Here is a 20,219-nt window from a genome sequence, read left to right as displayed (position 1 = left end):
AGAAAACAGATAAAAAACAAAAATACATGCAAAACAACATTTAATTTTAATTATAATTTTAGAAAACAAAAATAAAACCACAAATTATACTTCCGTTTATGTTGACTACAAAGAAAAACGGAAGTAGTATGGAGTTAGTTAAGAAAGCAAAAGGCAGACTTTCAGGCTGCCAGTATTTTATCCATGCAAGGAGATTGGGTATGAATAATTATCTTGCTGTTGATATTGGAGCTTCAAGCGGAAGGCTCGTAAGTGCAACTCTGCAAGGTGACCAGCTACACTTGCAAGAGCTTCACCGTTTCAACAACTCCTTTACCGAAAAAAACGGACACGATTACTGGAATATCGACGAACTATTGAATGAGATTATTCAGGGCTTGCAAAAAGCTAAACAGACGGGGATTCACTCCTGTACGCTCGGCATTGATACATGGGCTGTAGATTACGTGCTGCTTGATCAGAAAGGAAACCGCATTCATGAGGTATACGCTTACCGGGATGCACGTACCCTCCATGCGCCCGACAGGCTGCACCAGCTCATCAGTCGAGAGGCTGTGTATGAGAAAACAGGCATTCAGGAACTAAACTTTAATACCCTGTATCAACTGTTCGTCCATGATCGGGAACAGCTTGCCCAGGCGGATAAAATATTGATGGTCCCCGATTATCTGTACTATCGCCTGACAGGCATCATGATCAATGAAATGACGAATGCGTCCACGATGCAGCTTCTCAACGTGAACACACGAGAGTTTGATGAAGACCTGCTGTCCCTGCTCCAACTGCGACGCAATCAGTTTTCAGAGCTTGCCGAGCCTGGACGGGTTCTGGGTTCTCTTTTGCCGGAGCTTGTTCAAAAATACGATCTTCCGGACTGTCAGATCATTCTTGCGCCTACTCACGATACTGCATCGGCTGTTGCAGGTGTTCCGTCACAGCGGGAAGAATCTTGGGCCTATATTAGCAGCGGAACGTGGTCACTACTGGGAATGGAACGTTCCAAAGCCTTGAATACCAAGGCAGCCATGCAGGCGAACTACACGAATGAGTGGGGTGCTTACGGTACGTACCGTTTTCTGAAAAATATTATGGGATTGTGGATGATTCAGGAGGTTAGGAGAGAGGGCGGTTCCGCACATAGCTTTGCTGAATTGGCCGAACTGGCTTCAGCAGAGACACCGTTTGTCAGTCTCGTCCTCTGTAACCAGTCATCCTTCTTAAACCCGGATAGTATGACCCTTGAAATCCAGCGATTCTGTGAAGAAACAGGCCAGCCCATCCCCAGGACGCCGGGTTCACTCGCCCGCTGTATTTTTGACAGTCTGGCCTTAAGCTACCGCGATGCCTTACACGAACTGCAACGTTTAACAGACGAAACGATTACCAGATTGCACATTGTCGGCGGAGGTGCTAACAACGAATTACTATGTCAGCTAACAGCCGATCTTTTGGGAATTGAGGTTCAGGCAGGTCCTTCCGAATCTACAGCCATCGGCAATATTGTCGTGCAATTAATCAGCTCTGGTGCTCTTGAAGATCTCCAAGCTGCTGGCCGAACCATCGCCCGCTCCTTTCCGACTCGGCTATATGAGCCGCAATCGGTGGAAAGCATGCAAGAACTTCTGGACCGCTGGGAGCACCTCAAGATACAAGCAACATCCTCTATTCAGATATCTCAATAAAGGAGTAAAGCCGCCATGAACGAAGCTATTGAAGCCAGTTATAACGAAGCGAAAAAGCTGTACGCTCGCCACGGTATTCAAGTTGACGACATTTTACGGAAGCTTTCACAAATCAAAATATCACTGCACTGCTGGCAGGGAGATGATGTTCAGGGATTTCTGTTCAAAGACAAACAGCTTAGCGGGGGGATTGCCGTAACGGGCAGCTACCCGGGCAGAGCAGGCACGCCGCATGAGTTGCGTCAGGATTTAGAAAAAGCTCTATCGCTTATTCCGGGTAAACACAAGGTCAATCTGCACGCAATCTATGCGGACACCACAGAACAAGTGGATCTGGATCAACTGGAGCCACGCCATTTTCAGAACTGGGTAGACTGGGCCAAACAGCAAGGGCTCGGGCTTGATTTTAATCCAACTTTGTTCTCCCATCCCAAAGCGGAAGACGGCTTCACACTGAGTCACAAGGATTCGGAAATCCGCGATTTCTGGATCACACACTGCAAAAAATCACGCAGGATTGCAGAGCATTTTGGCAAAGAACTCGGTCAGCCCTGTGTCACAAACCACTGGATGCCGGATGGCTATAAAGATACTCCGGTTGATCGGTTGGCTCCAAGAGAACGTCTGCGTGATGCGCTGGACGAAATTTTCAGCGAGGAAATCAGTGAGGAATACAACATCGATGCGGTTGAAAGCAAGCTGTTCGGCATCGGCTCAGAAAGCTATGTCGTGGGCTCACATGAATTCTATATGGGTTACGCCCTGACACGCGGTAAATCCATCTGTCTCGACGCTGGTCACTTCCATCCAACCGAAGTCATTTCGAACAAACTGTCCTCTGTGCTGATGTTCACCGATCAATTATTGCTCCATGTCAGCAGACCGGTTCGTTGGGACAGTGATCATGTCGTGACGATGGACGACGAATTGCTGGACATTGCCCGTGAGCTGGTTCGCGGTGAATTGCTTTCCCGAACCCATATCGGTCTTGATTTCTTTGATGGAAGTATCAATCATGTAGCAGCATGGGTCATCGGAACACGCAACACGATCAAAGCGCTACTTCGCGCTATGCTCGAACCGATTGAAGCATTAAAGCAGGCGGAAGAGGAACGGGATTTCACCACTCGTCTTGCTCTGGTCGAAGAGTTTAAATCGTATCCGTTTGGTGCCATATGGGATTACTATTGCGCTCAAAACGGCGTTCCTGTTCGTGAGGAATGGTTGGCCGAAGTAAAAAACTATGAACAACAGGTACTGCTGAAACGGTAACTACTGCACTGATAATGCTTATATTCATACCATACAAAGGGAGAGATTATCCATGACTACTGTGCTGGAGAATCAAAAAGAACGCAAATCGGGACTGGATATCCCATTTGTTCGCGAGATGGCGGAAATTACACAAAACATGTGGAAATTCGGCTGGGATGAACGCAATGGAGGTAATGTAAGCTATATTCTGGATGAAGCTGAGGTTGCAAAATATATAGATATTCATCAGGTCATTCGGACGATTAAACCTGCTTTCCCGGTGAATGAACTGGCTGGTAAATATTTTATCGTCACCGGATCAGGAAAATATTTCAAAAACGTAATTGCCGATCCGGAAGCCAATTTAGGAGTTCTTCGTGTCTCGCAGGATGGCGAGCAATTGGAAGTCTTGTGGGGCCTCAAACACGGGGCGGTGCCTACCAGTGAGTTACCATCCCATTTTATGGGCCACATTGAGCGCTTGAAGGTCGATCCTAACCATCGTGTTGTGATTCATAATCATGCCACCCATGTTATTGCCATGACCTTCATTCATAGTCTGGACGAAAACCAATTCACCAAAACGCTGTGGGAAATGTGTACCGAATGTATTGTCGTCTTTCCAGACGGTATCGGTGTAATCCCTTGGATGGTACCGGGCTCCAGCGAAATCGGCCGCGAAACGGCTAAAAAAATGAAGGATCATCATGCTGTATTATGGCCCCATCATGGCATTTTCGGAACGGGCAGCTCCATTGATGAAGCGTTTGGCCTGATTGAAACGATTGAAAAAGCGGCGCAAATTTATATGCTCATTGCTCACCATGATATTCAGCAACGAATTACGGATCAGGAATTGGCCGATCTGGCGAAAGCCTTTAACGTTACTCCAAAAGAAGGAATCCTGAACGTATAAATGTAGGCTAATCTTCATCTCATAATACAGAACTTAAAAGGCTCCATGGCTCGTCTCAAACCGGCCATGGAGCCTTTGGCATACCTAGCTTTAATTATATAACCCTAAATTCCAATGAATTAACTTGTAATTATGCTTTCCTTTATATACAATAAAATCAAAATTCCCTTATCTCCACCAAAGGAGAGGTGACAAGTTATGAAAAGAGCAAAAAATGAAGATCACTTCGACATCGTGGAAGACCATTATTTCACAGCTACCGAACTGGAAAAATCCAGCGCCATTTGGCCAGTCAGACTGGGTATGGATATTTCGAAAACAAGCTGCCATGTCGGTCCCAAGGCTGTTCCTTATTTTTATTTGATTTTTGTACTTGAAGGTCAGGCTGAGTTTATTTATAAGCAGCAGAATTACCGTGTCCAAAAGTCTGATTTATTCTGTTTTTTTCCGCATCTTGCCCATGAATATTACACCGATCAGGAGCACCCGTTGCAAAAGGTATGGATTGCCTTTGAGGGACCCAAGTCCCTCGCATTGCTGGAGCGGATCGGAATTAATCCCTCTACGCCATTTATGGCTAACGCAGTGAGCGAGGAAATCCTCGGACTTATCTCCAACCTGTTTTCCATCGTACACGACAACAGCAGACAAGGCAGCGATCTGGCCCGCTTGATTACACTGCACCAGATCTTCGAGGAATTGTCCCGCAACACATCTGACGTGCTGCGCAACTTTGTATGCTCTGATTATTGGCTCCAGCAGGGGAAAGATTACATTGAAATGCATTATTGTGACCGTGTTACGATTGAGCAAATTGCCGAGCATGTAGGTGTGGATCGTGCGCATTTTTCACGTAAGTTCCATTCCACCTTCCTCATCTCTCCCGCCAAGTATTTGCAAAACCTCAAGATTAACGAAGCCAAAAGATTACTGGAGCAGACAACTTACAATTTGTCGATCATAGCCCAGTCCATCGGCTATACCGATATGTCCACCTTTTCCAAGGCATTTAAGAAAACGGCAGGGATTCCACCGCGTGAGTATCGCTTCCGACATCAGTCCCGGCAAGAGATTCGTACCGTCAACGCTTAGTCGGAATCCAGTAACGTTAAAGAGAGCCACCGTATACGGTGGCTCTCTTTTTATGACCTGATCCTAATTTCCACTTGGTTCTGAGCCCTTTCAACGCTATAATAGGCTTCAAACCAACAGGAAAGGTACGTGAAATCCATGCTGCGATTCAATGCGATACGTACGGGCTATCTGCTGGGCATCTCACTGATACTGGCCGCAATTATTTATTTTTTCGCCTCCAATTGGGGCGGACTGGATCGGACATCCAAGATTGTACTTGCTGCTGCTCTTATTGTTCTGTTCTATGGCTTGTCTTTTGTATTTGCACGGATATCTGCTGTTCCCGGCCAACAAGCTTTTCTGTCTAATATGTTTTTGGTGGCTGGCTGTATAGCCTTTGGCGTTTCCGTGGCATTGCTCGGTCAAATTTACAATTCCCATGCGGACAGCTACGGATTGTTTTTCATTTGGTCGGTGCCGGCTCTGCTACTTAGCTGGATTACTCGCTACAATCCCTTTTATATGCTGTCTTATGTACTGATTCAACTTGGTTTGTGGCTTTATTTTTACCCTACGATGCAAAGTGTGCCTTATAGCGAACTTCGATCATTGTCGATTGCCGGAGTGTTCGCACTGGTCAATCTGGTGTTGTTTCTATTGGCGTTCCTTCATCGTATACGCTCTGCTCCACTACAATATATGAGCTTTACTGTTTTTCATATAGCCATGTTAGCGATGACCAACTCTTTTGCATTTGATGGGTATGGGCTGGTCATGAATATACCGTATATCGCTGTGATTGCTTTAGGATTTTATATATTTATCAAGGTGCGACTGAATAAAACGCTACTGACCTTGAATGCATTGGCGCTCTCAGCGTTTGCTGTCTTTAAATTTATAGAGCTGGCAGAGGCGTACTCCTCATCTCTGTTTTTTGTGTTTGGTTTGATTTTTGTGGCGCTGCTGCTGACGGGTAACGTGTGGTTTTTCCGTTATTTGAATCGTTTGGGAAAAACACCGCCGGAAGCAGGGATAACGGACATTAGTACATCAAAGACTGAGACGACCGTTCCCGAGGAACATGGCAGTGAATGGATCAGCAAAACCGTATCCCGTGTAATCAAAGTGGTTGGAGTGCTGATCGGTAGTATATCTCTCATCGGATTGATTATGATTAGCACGAATGTAAACCACACCGAATATGTACTGTTGGTTGTGTCGTTGCTGCTTATGATTTTGATGATTGTCATACCGGAATCCAAGCTGGATTCGGTAATACGTTATACACTGCTGACCATCAGCTATATTACAGGCTTGGCGGCCATTCTATGGTCAGATCAGTCGCTGCTTTCGGTATTATTTCTGATCGTTTCCATCGCTGGATGGTTCCGCTCCAAGGGGAAAAGGCAGTTGTTTTTTGCCTACACCTTTGTAAACCTGAATCTGGCGACCATTTTATTTCAGCAGTATCAGGAGTGGGATGGTTGGAACTGGACCTATAAGTTCATCATCTTCTCTCTTTTCATCGTCAATGCCGTGTTATATGGGGTAAGTTACTTTATATTCAAGACGGAGTTAAAAGAACATCTGCGGAATAGCTCATTATTTTTCAGCTTGTTGTTCCTGTTTTGGGCGACGTTTTTCGAGGATGTCATTCCACACTCTTATATGTTCATTAACATTTTTTATTTTGTTATCGTTACCGGGATGATCTTTGCCTTTGCCCGTCTGAAACAAAAATCGGAGACCCTCATGAGCGTTGTATTCTGGTTTATTTTTATCGGCTTCAAATACTATGATTTATTGTGGACGCTACTGTATAAGTCTTTTACGTTGGCGCTTCTAGGGGTCATTGCACTCGGCTTGACCTGGTGGGCGGATCGGCGAATGGCCCATAGCGGCAAAGCAGCATTTGATGCCGACCACCGCAGCTTTAGCTTCATGCGCTTAAGCCCGTTACTCATCGCTATTGTCATCGTGCTACAGCTGGGGATCATCGGCTATCAGACGGCGAGAAGTGAAACCCTGCTCGCCACAGGGGCTTCCATTAAGCTCAAACTGGCTCCTATAGACCCGCGCTCCCTGCTGCAAGGCGATTATGTGGCACTGAATTACGACATATCTACCCCGCCTTCCAAGCCCCCTCTTCAGGAGGAGGAATGGAGCCGAGGCAAGGTCAAAGTCGTTCTCACACCAGATAGCCAAGGAGTATACGTCGCGGATCGCCTATATCAAGATGGTGAAAAACTTACCAGTCATGAGGTCGTTCTAAATGGACAATGGTATGGTTCTCGTATTCTGTACGGTATTGAGAATTATTTCATCCCTGAGGGAACCGGACGTACTGTAGAACAGAACGCACATTTTGCCCATATTCGGGTGAGCCGCAATGGGGACGCGCTGCTGGAACGTTTGGCAGAAAGCTGACCGGATCGGCGCAGGTAGTTAACAAAGCAGGCTGAACCAAGCTGCTCCATTGCTGGAGCACAACTTGGTTCAGCCTGCTTGTTCTTTTTCGGGCCATCGAGTTACCTCTTATAGATAACTTTTATCCCTACGCTACGCTTATCCTCGTTTATACATCTCTCGTCCATGATGCTATTTCCTCAATATCCAGCGGCTGAGTCCGGCAACAGCCGCCAATCAGACGAGCTCCCGCTTCATACCATTGGCGGGCACTTTGTCCAAATGTCTCTGTACAAGTGCTGCCGTGCCATGTCTTGCTGACCGGGTCATATTCCTCCCCCAGATTGGGATATACCACCACAGGCTTATCCGTGTGACTGCGTATTTCGTGAATAAGCGATGGAACGAAATTCGGCAAAGTGCAATTGATTCCTACAGCGGCCACTTGCTCATGTCCATTCAGCCACTCAGCACATGCAGCGGCAGACTCACCATTGCTGATATGCTGCCCATCCTTTGCGCTAAAGCTGATCCAGGCATACGTGCCTGGGAATTCCTTCAGCAATCGGGCGATGGCCTTGGCTTCAACCAGACAGGGTATCGTTTCACAAGCTAAAATATCTGCACCCGCCTCAATCAGAGCTTTCATACGCGGCCTGTGGAACTCCACTAGCTGTTCCTCGCTCAGCTTGTAATCGCCGCGATACTCTGACCCATCTGCCAAAAACGCCCCGTAAGGGCCAACAGAGGCCGCGACTAGCGGCTTGGGACGATGTCGCTGACTAGCAGTAGCTGTCACGTCAGCCCAAAACTCATCGCGTGCCTGCACAGCAATCCGCACCGATGATTGAATCAGTTCCAGCGCCTCATTTTCGCTTAGGCCCCGTTTAACATAGCCTTCAACGGTAGCCTGATAGCTCGCAGTAATCGCACAGTCTGCCCCAGCTTCAAAATAATCCCTATGTACACGCTTGATCGACTCCGGATGCTCATGGAGGATTTTAGCTGACCATAAGCTATCGTTCAGATCATGTCCATGACGCTCCAGTTCGGTCGCCATGGCGCCGTCCAGCACGATCAGCTGAAATTCGTCCAGTATATGTTGTATCGGGTTCATGTGACCCCTCCTGCTCGTCTTTTCTATTTAACCTACTAATCAAGTAGGGTTTAATGATTTACATTATAGCACGGATGTTGATGAGCACTCACAAAGCCAATAAATAATCATTCCGTGAAGACGTGCCCTCTCGTTTCATTTACCATCTGATGTAACGTATAAATTTTTTAAATTAGTTTCATAAGTTAAATTAATTAGATATTGTTCTTTTTTTCACAAAGTCATTTTACTATAAAAGTGCAAACCAACACTTTGGCCAAAAGATCAGGGAATTGCATCGTCACATTCTGCATCGTCATTTATGTGAAAAAAGGTACAAGAGAGGGTTTTATCTATGTCTTTACTAGAAATGATTACAGCGACCTTAACAGATAACAAAATTCTCAGTTCTATCGCTTCCACCGTTTTTATTATCCTTCTTGGTTTCTTTTGCCGGAAGAAGGGGATTTTTAACGCAGCAGTAGGAAAGATGTTATCCAAGGTTGTTCTAACCGTGGCTCTACCAGCACTAGCCTTTAATTCTTTCATGCAGGATATTAATCCTACAATGTTAAAACAAGGCATGAATGTTTTAATATGGGGAGTTCTAATTTATATTATTCTCATCTTTATTTCTAAACCGTTCTTCCTGAGCTACAACAAGGATAAACAGGATGTTTTGCGGGTGTTAACCATTTTCGGTTCTACTACTTTCTTCGGAATTCCAATTGTCGGAGCCATTTACGGTCCTACCGGAGTGATGTACAGTTCCATTTTCAACATAGGGTACCGCATTTTCTTATACTCCTATGGCTATATCAAAATGAGCGGCTTGAAAATGGAGCTTAAAAATCTCAAAACCATGTTTTTGAATCCCATCGTTATCGCCACGTTTCTAGGCTTGTTTGTTTGGTTGTTTCAAGGTTATTTGCCACAGATGAGTGTAGCTACAGAGGATGGGGCCATTCAGCAGTTCGCCTTTCTAAGAATTGATCAAACTGCTGTCTGGCTGTTCAAGCCCATGACCTACCTAGCTGGACTAGCTTCTCCATTAGCCTGGTTATCGATTGGCTCGACATTGGGGGAGATCAGCTTCAAGTCGGCAGCTACTGATAAGACCTCTTGGTATTACAGCATAGTTAAGGTTTGGCTTGTTCCTATTGTTAACATCGTCTTGCTGGCTTTGTTGACTGTATCCCATATTCTGTCAGTCGATTCTGTCGCTTTAGCTACTATTGTCATCATGATGGCTACTCCTACAGCTACCGTAGCCGCAGCCTATGCCATCAGTTTTGATAAGGAAGCCATATTAACTTCTAATGCATCGCTTCTATCTACTATCACTTCTGTCGTCATGATTCCAGTGTGGATCATTACGCTCAATGTCATTGATAAAATTGGAATTTTCTAAATCAGGGGGAAAACAACATGTTAAAAATCATTTGCTATGGTGTCCGTTCTTATGAGAAACCCTATTTCCAGGATCTCAATAAATATAACTTCCAACTAACGCTAGTAGAAGAGTTGTTAACCACCAGCAATGCAGAATTGGCACAGCATCACGATGCCGTTTTGCTAAGAGGAAACTGTGCTGCCAATCGGGAAAATATCACAAAATTCAATGAATACGGCATTCAATATGTTTTCACCAGAACAGTCGGAATCAACCACATTGATTTGGATGCCTGCAGCGAATTCGGAATGAAGGTGGCACGCGTGCCATCCTACTCTCCGAATGCCATCGCCGAGCTCTCCCTAACTTTAGCAATGATGCTGTTCCGACACACCGCTTATATGACTACCAAAAGCTCGTTCAAAAATTTTATTGTGGATGAGCATACATTCAGCAAAGAGATCCATAACTGTAAAGTTGGGATTATCGGGGTTGGTCGCATTGGTCTGACGGAGGCCAAATTGTTTAAAGGATTGGGAGCCTCTGTTATTGGTTATGATGTGTACCAATCAGATGCGGCCAAGGAAGTCATTCCATTCACGACCTTGGATGAATTACTGGCAGAGAGTGATGTCGTTAGTGTGCACGTTCCTTATCTGCCGGGACAGAACGACAAAATGATTAACGCCAGCTTTTTGGCAAAAATGAAAAAGGGATCTATTCTCATCAATACCTCACGTGGAGAATTACAAGATAACCAAGCCATTTTGGACGCTTTGCTCAGTAACCATCTGGAAGGCTTCGCTACGGATGTCTTCCCTAAAGAAGATGAATTATTCTTTAGAGCATTTGAACCATGGCAAATGCTCCCAGACCCAACGATCCAGAAGCTTGTGGAGCTGTATCCAAGAGTTTTGGTAACACCTCATGCTGGCTCGAATACCGTTACGGCGTTATCCAACATGATTGAAACTAGCTACGACAACTTCCATGATATCGTTACAACTCATTCTTCGGATAACCTAGTCCCACTTCCTGTTCTCTCTATGAAATAATTAGGAAGCTCGGTACTCTTGTTGAACAAAAAAGAACCGCTATTTCCAGATTACATCGGAAATGGCGGTTCTTTTATATCAGGATTCAACTGATAGAGCATTAGCGGCCTGCCAACCTTGTGGTATTCTATCGATTCAACTAGAAAGCCATCGTCCACCAGGAACTGAATATATTTTTTTACCGTGATACGGGACAAGTCCACTTCTCTGGCTAATGTTTCAACCGAGAATGGTCCGTCCAGCTCTTGAATATTCTTCAGTATCGTGGTCATGGTTAGTTTGGACAAATTTTTAGATAGGTTTTTCGGTAGATTATGCGATGGATGTTCAACAGGTTTTTTCTTTTCCACACCCGCATGCTCTTCTTTATTAAAATAATGGTCAATAACAGCTTGATTAATTCCGTTCCCTTCCTCCATCACCGTGGCCAGACGCTGGATTTTCTCAACAGCCAGTCTAAAGCGTTCGAATGTAAAGGGCTTAATTAAATAGTCTGCAACACCATAAAAAACAGCTTCCTTCACCGTCTGAATATCTTTTGCAGCCGTAATTAAAATAACTGGAGCATGATACTGATGCTCCTGCATATGTGATAATAAAGTTAATCCGCTTTTTCCAGGTAAATAAACGTCCAGTAATACCAGATCCGGTGACCATTTTTGAAGGCAGTCCTGTGCTTTCTTGACGGTATCTGCCTTACATACAACATCCAAATTGTCCATGCGCTCGATAAACTGTTGATTGAGCTCAGCAACCATCGGATCATCCTCAACAATTAGAACTTTCATTCATTTGTCACCTCCAATGTACAGGGCAACTCTACATATATACTTGTTCCGAGACCCGGTTGGCTATCAAGCTCAATGATTCCTTGATGATTTTCCACCATGGTTTTAACCAGATTCAAGCCGTAGCCTCTGTCTTCTCCTTTGGTTGAAAAGCCATGCTCGAATATCCTTTTTTGCATCTCAAAATCAATCCCCAACCCATTATCTTTCACTTTCAAAATGAATACATTTCCCTCACACTCATAATTCAATTTCAGCTCAATTTTGCCGGGTTCTTTTTTTTGTAAGATGGAATCTATGGCGTTGTCAAAAAAATTACCCAGGATGTGTATGACATCATGAACGATATCCTGCATCTCCACATTAGAGACATCCGAGCTTTCTGCAAGAAGAACCGAAATATTCTGTTCGCGTGCTTCATTGATTTTACCCATAATAAAACCTGCTAATGCCGGAACTTTAATTCTCTCAGTCAAAAAGCCTACCTCATCTTGATACCGGTGATTTAGCTGCTGAATATATTGACTGACCTCCGCATATTTCCTCATTTCAATCAGGCCGGATATTACGTGCATTTTGTTCATAAATTCATGGGTCTGTCCGCGAAGGGAGTTAATATAATATTTTGTACCACTTAACTGGTTGCTGAGATGGATCATCTCGGATTGGTCGCGCAGCGTTGCAACTGCCCCAAAAAACTCATTTTCAATATATATAGGGGTTACTGTCGCAATGACTTCTATACCATTCACATAAAATGAGCGATCCTTGATTTTCTTTTTATCATCAAACACTCTCTTGAAGAGCACGTTATAAAAGTTGGTATCTAGCTGCTCGCCAATCGGGGCTTTCATCTCTTGGTTTGCCAGTTGATACTTGGCCTGAGCTTCTTTGTTCATGAGCATAATTTTCTCGTCAGCCGAAATGGCTATAATTCCTTCAGCGACCTCATTTTCAATAATTTCTTTTTCGCGCAATCGTGTCGCTATCTCTTGCGGCTCAAGCCCAAATAAAATCGTTTTGATTTTCTGAGCCAGAATGATCGCGCCCAGAACTCCACTAAAGAGCCCAAGCATCAGCCCCCCAAAAATGGTATACTGCGCCTGCATCAAATCATGATTTAGGGTTCTCATGGTCAGCCCTACACATACAATGCCAATGACCTCATGCTGTTGATTAAAAATCGGCGTAAAATATCGGTAACCTTTGCCCAAAATACCTATATTCTCAGAAAAATGTCCCTGACCGGATAGTGCTCTTCTGGCATCATTCAAATCAGAGAACGGTTTGCCAACCATCGTTGCATCCGGATGAGATAGCCGAATTAAATCGTGATTCAAAATGACAACGAAATCCACATTAACGTTGTGCATGACTCCAAGCGAGTAGTCTTGGATCTGCTTCACAGGAACTCCCTGCTCAACATTACGAATAACATCGTTGTCACTAGCAACCATCTTGGCAATACCCGAAAGTTTTTCCTTCGTATTATCAAAATGCTTGTTAATCACGAAATTACGAATGAGAAGCAAGGATATAATTAAAGAAATAATGATAACTAAAACAACCAAAATAATAATCATGAATTGTAGCGAAACTTTGAATTGTCGTCTCGGTTTCGACTTACTTTTTAACCGCAACCCCATCACCTAGCTTTTTTGTTAAGCTCTCCATTAGGAATAAGAGCCTATCTCTCTGACCCTATATTCCCTTGATATTCGACATCGTTTGACAATTTCCTTCTTATTCTGCAAGCTCTGCGCGCTTCAGGAACAAGGTGCGAACGACCAGGCGTCCGAGGAAGCCATTCATCGGCTGGAAAATCAAATTTCGTTCATCTTGAACAAGTGCGATATTAACCACTAGTTGATGCTTGGCTATTTCAGTAAAATAAATAAAACCGACTTGTCTTTTAAAGACAAGCCGGTTCTATATGAATTAGTGTATGCAAAAAGGTTCCAAATTCACAAAATTCCCCGTATCTCATCCAATGACTGCACCTTTTCCCGCTGCATCCATTGTTCAAGGCCATGTACCAGCTCAGCCCCTGCATGTAAATGAACAAAATTGTACGTTCCCACCTGAATGGCAGCGGCCCCTGCCATGGTGAATTCAATAATATCCTCCACCGAGCTAATCCCGCCCATCCCGATCACCGGAATCGACACCGCCTGTGCCACCTGGTGAACCATGCGCAAGGCAATCGGTTTAATTGCCGGGCCGGAAAGACCAGCATACGTGTTGGCGAAGACACTGCGACGCCGGCGTATATCTATTTTCATTGCAGAAAATGTATTGATCAGCGAAACTCCGTCTGCGCCTTCTTCCTCGCACATAACCGCCATCTGTGTGATGTTCTCTGCGTTTGGAGACAGCTTGACGACCAACGGAAGCGCCGTCACATTGCGTACCTGACGCACAACCTCCCGCGCTACCTCCGTCTGGATACCAAATTGCATTCCACCCTGCTTCACATTGGGACATGAAATGTTCAATTCCAGCATATCAACGCCTCTGCGGTTCATCGTGCGACGCTTTTGTGCGTTTTCCGTAATCATCGCTACGGCCTGAACGTATTCCTCCAGATTGGAGCCGCCCACGTTGGCAATAACAGCCGTGTTCCAGCGTGTCATGTCATCCAGCTCATCCTTCAAAAAGGCGGCAACACCCGGATTCTCCAGCCCCACACTATTGAGCATGCCCGATGCTGTCTCATGTATTCGTGATCCCGTATTACCAGCCTTCGGATGCAGGGTCAGTCCCTTGCCGACGATACCACCCAATAATTCAGGAGAATAAAATTCCGCATACTCACGTCCGAATCCAAACGTACCGGAAGCCATGATGATCGGGTTCTTGAATGGTACACCCGCAATATTACACACCATGGAGATCATCAAACTCCACCTCCTCCACCGGGAATACAGGCCCTTCTTTACATACCCTTCGATTGCCTCCACGGGTACGCATCGTACAGCCCAAACATGCGCCAATACCACAGGCCATGTGTCTTTCAGTTGAAATATATAAACGGGATGACGTATCCACCGTTTTCATGGCGAGTGCTTGCAACATCGGAGTTGGCCCGCAGGAGAACATATTTGCATAAAGCGTCGGATCGACCTGTTCGACGATGCTTCCCCCTACCTTGACCTGCACAGATGCCGCCACAGCTTCGAACGCTTCAACCCCAAAGGCTTGCTGTGCAAACCCCAAATAAACGTGCGCATGCGGGTAATACTTTGCAGCCAACAGCAACGGAGCTGTACCCATGCCACCGCCGATCAAAGCCAAACTACCCTCTACCTGCGGAAATCCGTTTCCGAAAGGTCCTTCTAAATGAATCTCCTGACCAGGCTGTAATTGGGAAAACAAATTTGTCCCCTCTCCAACAACCCGGTACAAAAAGGAAATACTCTCTTCCCCGATATCATAAATGCTGATGGGTCTGGGCAGCAGTGGGTAACCTGTCCCGCTGCGCAGCATGTAAAACTGCCCCATGTTCCCTTTAAACTTTCCCTCTATTTTCATCACATAAATGCCCGGAACGAGCGCCACATTCGAAATTACGTTAGCCATATAACCCCTCCACTAACCACTCACTATAACGTAAAAGCAGCAACTATTACGTGACTATTTTCACATTTTCGGGTAACGTTTCGCCCTGCGGCTCGTGATATAAAAAAGCGTACTCCTGTTAGAGAGTACGCTTGTGTATTTAACTAATGGCTTCGCGCTCCGCATTGCGGCTACCCTTGGCATCCTTGCGGATTTGCTTGCTGCGTAGCTGCCCGCAGGCCGCGTCAATATCGACTCCATGCTCCAGCCGAACACTACAGCTAATGCCTTGTTTTTTCAGAACATCATAGAAGCCAGTAATCGACTCCGACTCACTCCGCTGGTATTGGCTATGCTCATCCACCGGATTGTACGGAATCAGGTTTACATTGGCCAGATTACGGCGATGGCCCACCAGCTCAGCCAGTTCGAGCGCGTGCTCCTTACCGTCATTAACATCCTTCAGCAAGATGTACTCCAGCGTAATCCGACGATTTGTTTTGTCCAAATAATAATCAATCGCCTGCATGAGTTTCTCAATCGGAATCGCCCGGTTGATCTTCATAATGCGAGTACGAATCTCATTATTCGGAGCGTGGAGGGAGATCGCCAAATTGACATGCAGGTCGGAATCTGCAAATTCAATGATTTTATCAGCCAGTCCACTTGTGGAAACGGTAATATGCCGTGGCCCAATCGCTAGCCCTTTGTGATCCTTAATGACCCGAATGAAATCGGACAGGTTCACGAAGTTATCAAACGGTTCGCCAATTCCCATCACAACAACGTGACTGACCTGGTCGCCCGGTCGTTCCTGATCCAGATACAGCTGGACCTTCATAATTTGCTCTACAATTTCACCGCTGGACAGGTCACGGCTCTTCTTCAACAATCCGCTCGCACAGAAGCTGCACCCAATGTTACATCCTACCTGCGTAGTCACACATACAGATAAACCAAACTTATGCCGCATCAATACTGTCTCAATCAAATTACCATCCTGAAGCCGGAACAAGAACTTGACCGTCCCGTCTGCTGACTGTTGCTTCACGTGTTCTTCAAGTGTTTCAATGGAAAAATGCTCGGCCAACAGGCGAGTACAATCCTCATGAACCTCTGCCATCGCTGCAAAATCAGTAACCCGCTTCCGGTACAATGCGTCCCATACCTGCAATGCCCGGGATTTCTTATGTCCATGCTCGATGAGCCATGCTGTCAATTGATCTAGCGTTAATCCATAAATGGATTCTTTTTTCATGTTCGATCCTCTTTTCAAAACATTCAAATTCGTCTTCCTCTATATGAAACTAAGCACGCACCATTCGTCTCAACCATCATTGCATCATAGCATGTTTAAGCAATCTGCGCTATTTAAACGCCTCTTCCATTGTCCCAAATTTTAATTATGAACACAAGGGGGCAGGCACATGGTTTCTCCAAAATTTTAGCGTGAAATTATATCTTGAAACAAAGTACAAGCCACATTAAACTAGGCGACAGAACCTGTTCGATAAGAGCACGCAAAGACAGGATTACAGATACTCCTAATGATATGATTACAACTAAGGAAGGTGATGCGGTTGGAATGGTTGCTTCGGATCAAGAACGCACTGGATCTGATGGAAGAGAGAATGCAGCAGTCACTCGATATCGATGAAATTGCAAAGGCAGCCTACTCGTCTCCTTTCCATTTTCAGCGTATGTTTCATATGCTAACCGGCGTTACGGTTGCAGAATATGTGCGCAAACGTCGATTGACCTTGGCTGCTCAGGAATTGAGTCTTTCTTCCGCCAAGGTGCTGGATGTAGCGTTCAAATACGGATATGATTCCCCCGAATCTTTTTCTAAAGCGTTCCGAAGGGTACACGGTATTTCGCCCTCTGAGGCCAGAAGCCCTGGGGTAAACCTGAAAGCCTTTCCACGTATCACCTTCCATTTATCGTTGAAGGGAGATCAGGAAATGGATTACAAAATTATAGAGAAGGCGGCCTTTACGGTCATTGGCAAGTCCATTCAAGTCACCACTAAGAACGGCGATAATCTTCGAGAAATCCCAAAATTCTGGAACGAACTGAATGCGGATGGTACATCGGATCAGATTCATGCCTTGGGAACAGGCGACGACATCCTCGGTATTTGTTTGGATTTCAAACATGGAGAAGAGAAATTCACGTACCTGATTGCCGCAGAAGGCAGCGAAGACGTAGCGACCGCGAATGGGCTGGAATCCAGAACCATTCCGGCTTCAACCTGGGCAGTATTTACATCCATCGGCCCTATGCCTCACTCGATCCAAAAGGTATGGCAAAGAATTTTTCAGGAATGGTTCCCTGCCAGTAATTATGAGCATTCAGGCGGCCCGGAACTGGAAGTGTATACTATGGGCGATTCACATGCTGAAGACTACCGAAGTGAAGTTTGGATTCCGATTAAGAAAAAGTAAACAACGAACCGACTGCCTATTGCAGTCGGTTTTATACCGTACTGCATTTACATCATAAGGTGGCAGAAAACACAATTCCCTGCATACTCGCTACTCTAGCTTAATGCTCCCAGGCAACTCCCCAAGCTCCTGCTTCAACACAGAGTATAGGCTTGAACCTGCCGGCTTTAGCGGATAGTCTGTTGCTTTGCAAAGAAGGCCGAAGGTCATATCGATCAGGCTGCCGCTTAATTCCCTCACCGCTGTTCCTGCTGGGACAGAACTGACCAGAATTTGTGGCACAAGTGCAATACCTAAATCGCTCTCCACATAAAATTTCAGAGCCGTCATGCTGCCAATTTCCATCGTGTTTAATATGGTTATTCCATATTCCTTCATGACCATTTCAAGTTTGCGACGATATGGACAGGTGGCCGACGTAATAAGCAACCGCTGCCCCTGTAAATCCTCCGGCCCAATCTTTTCTTTTTGCGCAAGCGGGTGATTTTCAGGCATCAATACTACAAATCTCTCCCTAAATAAAGGTTCAAAATATAGCTCTGTGCCCAAATCCGGTGCGGAGCACAGCGCTAAATCAATATCCCCCTTGAGAACACGCTCGCTTAGAGTAGGGGTATTCCCAAACTCAACAGAAACCCGAATGTTCGGATAATGGGTTAAGAATCGTTTTAAAATTTCTGGTAGTCGGTAACTGGCAGTCGGTTCGGTCACTCCTATACGAAGGTCGCCTGCGGTTCCTCTTTGCAGATTGTCCATATTTTCCTGCAATTGCTCCATATCCTTTACAATATGTAGACTTTGCTCGTAAAACATCCTGCCCGCTTCAGTTAACTTTATTTTCTTGCCCCGTTCGATCAGTTGAATTCCCATATCGGACTCCAGCTTCTGTATTTGCATCGTCACGGTAGATTGTGCATAATTCAACTCTTCCGCTGCACGAATAAAACTCCCGTAATTCACAATCATTTGAAATGTTTTGAGTGTTTTAATGTCCATTCTCAAACTCCTATATGCACAATTAATTCAATTTTATTGAATTGTAAATTCAGTTAATTCAATTATACAGAACACAATACATCTTCTACAATGATACATATCAGATCATATTATTTTTCAGACGCAAAATGAACTGGATGGGAAGGAGCGAATATATATGGATTTACATCAAAAAGTAGCACTGGTTACAGGTGGAGGTACAGGAATTGGGAGAGCCGTATGTATGGCCTTGGCAGATCGAAAAGCTACGGTAGTCGTAAACTATTCCCGCTCTAAAAACGATGCTGAGGAAACTGTACGTATGATCCTTGAAAAGGGCGGACGTGCTATCGCATTACAGGCAGATGTTTCCCGAGATCAGGAAGTTCGAATTATGGTTGACCAGATTGTCCATCAATTCGGTACGATTGATATACTTGTGAATAACGCTAGCATTACACATCACATTCCTATGGATGATCTGGAGGCAGCCACGGAAGAGGTATGGGATGATCTATTTGATGTAAATGTAAAAGGCATGTTTTACTGCGCCAGAGCCGTAGCTCCTTTTATGAAGCGTAGTAAACAAGGAGCTATCGTCAATCTGGGAAGTATAGCAGGACAAACAGGGCTAGGTTCCTCTCTTCCCTATGCGGTATCCAAAGCGGCCGTCCACGGGCTGACCAAATCTTTAGCACGAGCACTGGCACCGGATATTCGAGTCAATTGCATCGTGCCAGGAGCCGTAGCAACAAGATGGTGGGCAGGCAGGGAAGAACAAATGAAGCAACTGTTTCCTCATTTGCTCCTACAGCACATTTCCACGCCCGAGGATATTGCTAGCATGATCTGCTCTGCTTTGGAACAGGAAGCCATGACAGGCCAGACTATTACGGTGGACAGCGGACAAACGCTGTAAAAATACTGGGATTTCTGCGTAAAAACAAGCCGCCTTCTCAGACAGAAGGCGGCTTTTGAGCTATCGTATACCGTCGTTGACTACGTTTTAGCTTAGAGATACCGCAATTCGTGTACCTTTCACGAATTTAACAAATAAGTACCGAACAAGCGGCCCCACAATTAAGAGCTGCAGAGGGAAAGCAAAAATAAAATTCTTAAAAACTAAAGACAAGTAATTTTTAAATAATGAGTCTCCCGAAAGACCATTAAAAAGGTAAGCCGTCCCCAATCCATAAAGTGACATACAGAGAACCATTCCAATGACCATACAGCATGAGAGGGACAGAATCACAAATACCTTTTTAGATTTGTCGTATGGTAATGAGAAGGCTATTTTCTTTGCTAGTGGACCGACAATAAATAATTCCAATACGAAAGCAATGATAAAACATAAAATAAATTGAAGAAACATTACTTTTAGAGATATTGTGCCAATCAAGTCATTTGTATATAGATTATAAAATGTCATGAATACGACCATCCCCAAGCACATCATTAAACCAAAATAAAAATCTTCTTTCTTCGTTGTTGGCAATTCCATCATCCCTTCTGTGTACCTTGGTAATTATATAAATAGTCAAAACCTCCACATAAGTGAACTTTCTGTGAACTTTATAG

Annotated in this window: 17 protein-coding genes; 9 read left to right on the top strand and 8 right to left on the bottom strand. The window is 44.9% G+C overall.

Translation table 11 applies throughout. From position 1 onward, the window contains the following. Positions 1-200: 200 nt before the first annotated feature. The 5 genes from rhaB to NSS66_RS10810 all read left to right on the top strand — a co-directional run bounded on the left by rhaB (position 201) and on the right by NSS66_RS10810 (position 7,353). Positions 201-1,682, top strand: coding sequence for a rhamnulokinase (gene rhaB, locus NSS66_RS10830; RefSeq protein ID WP_279833237.1), 1,482 nt, complete (start codon positions 201-203; stop codon positions 1,680-1,682). A 15-nt stretch (positions 1,683-1,697) separates the two neighbouring features. Beyond that, complete coding sequence (gene rhaA / locus NSS66_RS10825) at positions 1,698-2,954, top strand: L-rhamnose isomerase (RefSeq protein WP_053326424.1); 1,257 nt, start codon at positions 1,698-1,700, stop codon at positions 2,952-2,954. A 52-nt stretch (positions 2,955-3,006) separates the two neighbouring features. After that, the gene (rhaD, locus tag NSS66_RS10820) at positions 3,007-3,852 is read left to right on the top strand and encodes a rhamnulose-1-phosphate aldolase (protein ID WP_023990992.1); all 846 of its coding nucleotides are present in this window, start codon (positions 3,007-3,009) and stop codon (positions 3,850-3,852) included. Between the two features lie 198 nt (positions 3,853-4,050). Further along, complete coding sequence (locus NSS66_RS10815) at positions 4,051-4,944, top strand: AraC family transcriptional regulator (RefSeq protein ID WP_028540885.1); 894 nt, start codon at positions 4,051-4,053, stop codon at positions 4,942-4,944. Positions 4,945-5,082: 138 nt separating this feature from the next. Continuing rightward, on the top strand, positions 5,083-7,353 hold the full coding sequence (locus tag NSS66_RS10810) for a GDYXXLXY domain-containing protein (protein ID WP_279833229.1): 2,271 nt from the start codon (positions 5,083-5,085) through the stop codon (positions 7,351-7,353). A gap of 148 nt (positions 7,354-7,501) precedes the next feature. Here NSS66_RS10810 and mmuM read toward each other — a convergent pair whose 3' ends face one another. Beyond that, positions 7,502-8,449: a homocysteine S-methyltransferase gene (gene mmuM / locus NSS66_RS10805; RefSeq protein WP_023990995.1), complete on the bottom strand. Its 948-nt coding sequence runs from the start codon at positions 8,447-8,449 to the stop codon at positions 7,502-7,504. Between the two features lie 334 nt (positions 8,450-8,783). Between mmuM and NSS66_RS10800 the strand changes: the two genes are divergently transcribed. Then, positions 8,784-9,839, top strand: coding sequence for an AEC family transporter (locus NSS66_RS10800; RefSeq protein ID WP_025720201.1), 1,056 nt, complete (start codon positions 8,784-8,786; stop codon positions 9,837-9,839). Between the two features lie 17 nt (positions 9,840-9,856). After that, complete coding sequence (locus tag NSS66_RS10795) at positions 9,857-10,876, top strand: 2-hydroxyacid dehydrogenase (protein ID WP_028540889.1); 1,020 nt, start codon at positions 9,857-9,859, stop codon at positions 10,874-10,876. A 50-nt stretch (positions 10,877-10,926) separates the two neighbouring features. On the opposite strand, the gene NSS66_RS10790 is transcribed toward NSS66_RS10795, so the two are convergent. The 5 genes from NSS66_RS10790 to rlmN form a co-directional block, all read right to left on the bottom strand. Beyond that, positions 10,927-11,664 (bottom strand): response regulator, encoded by a 738-nt coding sequence (locus NSS66_RS10790; RefSeq protein ID WP_069081035.1) that lies wholly within the window; start codon positions 11,662-11,664, stop codon positions 10,927-10,929. Further along, positions 11,661-13,310: an ATP-binding protein gene (locus NSS66_RS10785; protein ID WP_141697522.1), complete on the bottom strand. Its 1,650-nt coding sequence runs from the start codon at positions 13,308-13,310 to the stop codon at positions 11,661-11,663. The genes NSS66_RS10790 and NSS66_RS10785 overlap by 4 nt, the downstream gene beginning before the upstream one ends. Before the next feature lie 318 nt (positions 13,311-13,628). Next, complete coding sequence (locus NSS66_RS10780) at positions 13,629-14,561, bottom strand: dihydroorotate dehydrogenase (protein ID WP_023991001.1); 933 nt, start codon at positions 14,559-14,561, stop codon at positions 13,629-13,631. Further along, positions 14,542-15,243: a dihydroorotate dehydrogenase electron transfer subunit gene (locus NSS66_RS10775; RefSeq protein WP_023991002.1), complete on the bottom strand. Its 702-nt coding sequence runs from the start codon at positions 15,241-15,243 to the stop codon at positions 14,542-14,544. Before NSS66_RS10775 ends, NSS66_RS10780 begins: the two co-directional genes overlap by 20 nt. Positions 15,244-15,382: 139 nt before the next feature. Continuing rightward, positions 15,383-16,480 carry a 23S rRNA (adenine(2503)-C(2))-methyltransferase RlmN gene (rlmN, locus tag NSS66_RS10770; protein WP_023991003.1) on the bottom strand — a complete coding sequence of 366 codons (1,098 nt, stop codon included), beginning with the start codon at positions 16,478-16,480 and terminating at the stop codon, positions 15,383-15,385. A 316-nt stretch (positions 16,481-16,796) separates the two neighbouring features. Between rlmN and NSS66_RS10765 the strand changes: the two genes are divergently transcribed. Continuing rightward, entirely contained in the window at positions 16,797-17,666 is an 870-nt protein-coding gene (locus NSS66_RS10765) for an AraC family transcriptional regulator (protein WP_076264582.1), read from the top strand. A gap of 90 nt (positions 17,667-17,756) precedes the next feature. Here NSS66_RS10765 and NSS66_RS10760 read toward each other — a convergent pair whose 3' ends face one another. Beyond that, positions 17,757-18,662: a LysR family transcriptional regulator gene (locus NSS66_RS10760; RefSeq protein WP_023991005.1), complete on the bottom strand. Its 906-nt coding sequence runs from the start codon at positions 18,660-18,662 to the stop codon at positions 17,757-17,759. 157 nt (positions 18,663-18,819) lie between these two features. Here NSS66_RS10760 and NSS66_RS10755 point away from each other — a divergent pair, with 157 nt between their 5' ends. After that, positions 18,820-19,560, top strand: a complete 741-nt coding sequence (locus NSS66_RS10755) for an SDR family NAD(P)-dependent oxidoreductase (RefSeq protein ID WP_075154959.1) — start codon at positions 18,820-18,822, stop codon at positions 19,558-19,560. Between the two features lie 87 nt (positions 19,561-19,647). Here NSS66_RS10755 and NSS66_RS10750 read toward each other — a convergent pair whose 3' ends face one another. After that, positions 19,648-20,136, bottom strand: coding sequence for a hypothetical protein (locus NSS66_RS10750; RefSeq protein ID WP_340958922.1), 489 nt, complete (start codon positions 20,134-20,136; stop codon positions 19,648-19,650). Positions 20,137-20,219 lie beyond the last annotated feature (83 nt).

Source organism: Paenibacillus sp. FSL R10-2748, assembly GCF_038005565.1.
GTDB lineage: Bacteria > Bacillota > Bacilli > Paenibacillales > Paenibacillaceae > Paenibacillus > Paenibacillus polymyxa_B.
This window is presented reverse-complemented; position numbering and strand designations above follow the sequence as displayed.

Excerpts from the sequence above, each read along its gene's own strand:
- rhaB (WP_279833237.1), top strand. The coding sequence starts at position 201 with ATGAATAATTATCTTGCTGTTGATATTGGAGCTTCAAGCGGAAGGCTC.
- rhaA (WP_053326424.1), top strand. The coding sequence starts at position 1,698 with ATGAACGAAGCTATTGAAGCCAGTTATAACGAAGCGAAAAAGCTGTAC.
- rhaD (WP_023990992.1), top strand. The coding sequence starts at position 3,007 with ATGACTACTGTGCTGGAGAATCAAAAAGAACGCAAATCGGGACTGGAT.
- NSS66_RS10815 (WP_028540885.1), top strand. The coding sequence starts at position 4,051 with ATGAAAAGAGCAAAAAATGAAGATCACTTCGACATCGTGGAAGACCAT.
- NSS66_RS10810 (WP_279833229.1), top strand. The coding sequence starts at position 5,083 with ATGCTGCGATTCAATGCGATACGTACGGGCTATCTGCTGGGCATCTCA.
- mmuM (WP_023990995.1), bottom strand. The coding sequence starts at position 8,449 with ATGAACCCGATACAACATATACTGGACGAATTTCAGCTGATCGTGCTG.
- NSS66_RS10800 (WP_025720201.1), top strand. The coding sequence starts at position 8,784 with ATGTCTTTACTAGAAATGATTACAGCGACCTTAACAGATAACAAAATT.
- NSS66_RS10795 (WP_028540889.1), top strand. The coding sequence starts at position 9,857 with ATGTTAAAAATCATTTGCTATGGTGTCCGTTCTTATGAGAAACCCTAT.
- NSS66_RS10790 (WP_069081035.1), bottom strand. The coding sequence starts at position 11,664 with ATGAAAGTTCTAATTGTTGAGGATGATCCGATGGTTGCTGAGCTCAAT.
- NSS66_RS10785 (WP_141697522.1), bottom strand. The coding sequence starts at position 13,310 with ATGGGGTTGCGGTTAAAAAGTAAGTCGAAACCGAGACGACAATTCAAA.
- NSS66_RS10780 (WP_023991001.1), bottom strand. The coding sequence starts at position 14,561 with ATGATCTCCATGGTGTGTAATATTGCGGGTGTACCATTCAAGAACCCG.
- NSS66_RS10775 (WP_023991002.1), bottom strand. The coding sequence starts at position 15,243 with ATGGCTAACGTAATTTCGAATGTGGCGCTCGTTCCGGGCATTTATGTG.
- rlmN (WP_023991003.1), bottom strand. The coding sequence starts at position 16,480 with ATGAAAAAAGAATCCATTTATGGATTAACGCTAGATCAATTGACAGCA.
- NSS66_RS10765 (WP_076264582.1), top strand. The coding sequence starts at position 16,797 with ATGCGGTTGGAATGGTTGCTTCGGATCAAGAACGCACTGGATCTGATG.
- NSS66_RS10760 (WP_023991005.1), bottom strand. The coding sequence starts at position 18,662 with ATGGACATTAAAACACTCAAAACATTTCAAATGATTGTGAATTACGGG.
- NSS66_RS10755 (WP_075154959.1), top strand. The coding sequence starts at position 18,820 with ATGGATTTACATCAAAAAGTAGCACTGGTTACAGGTGGAGGTACAGGA.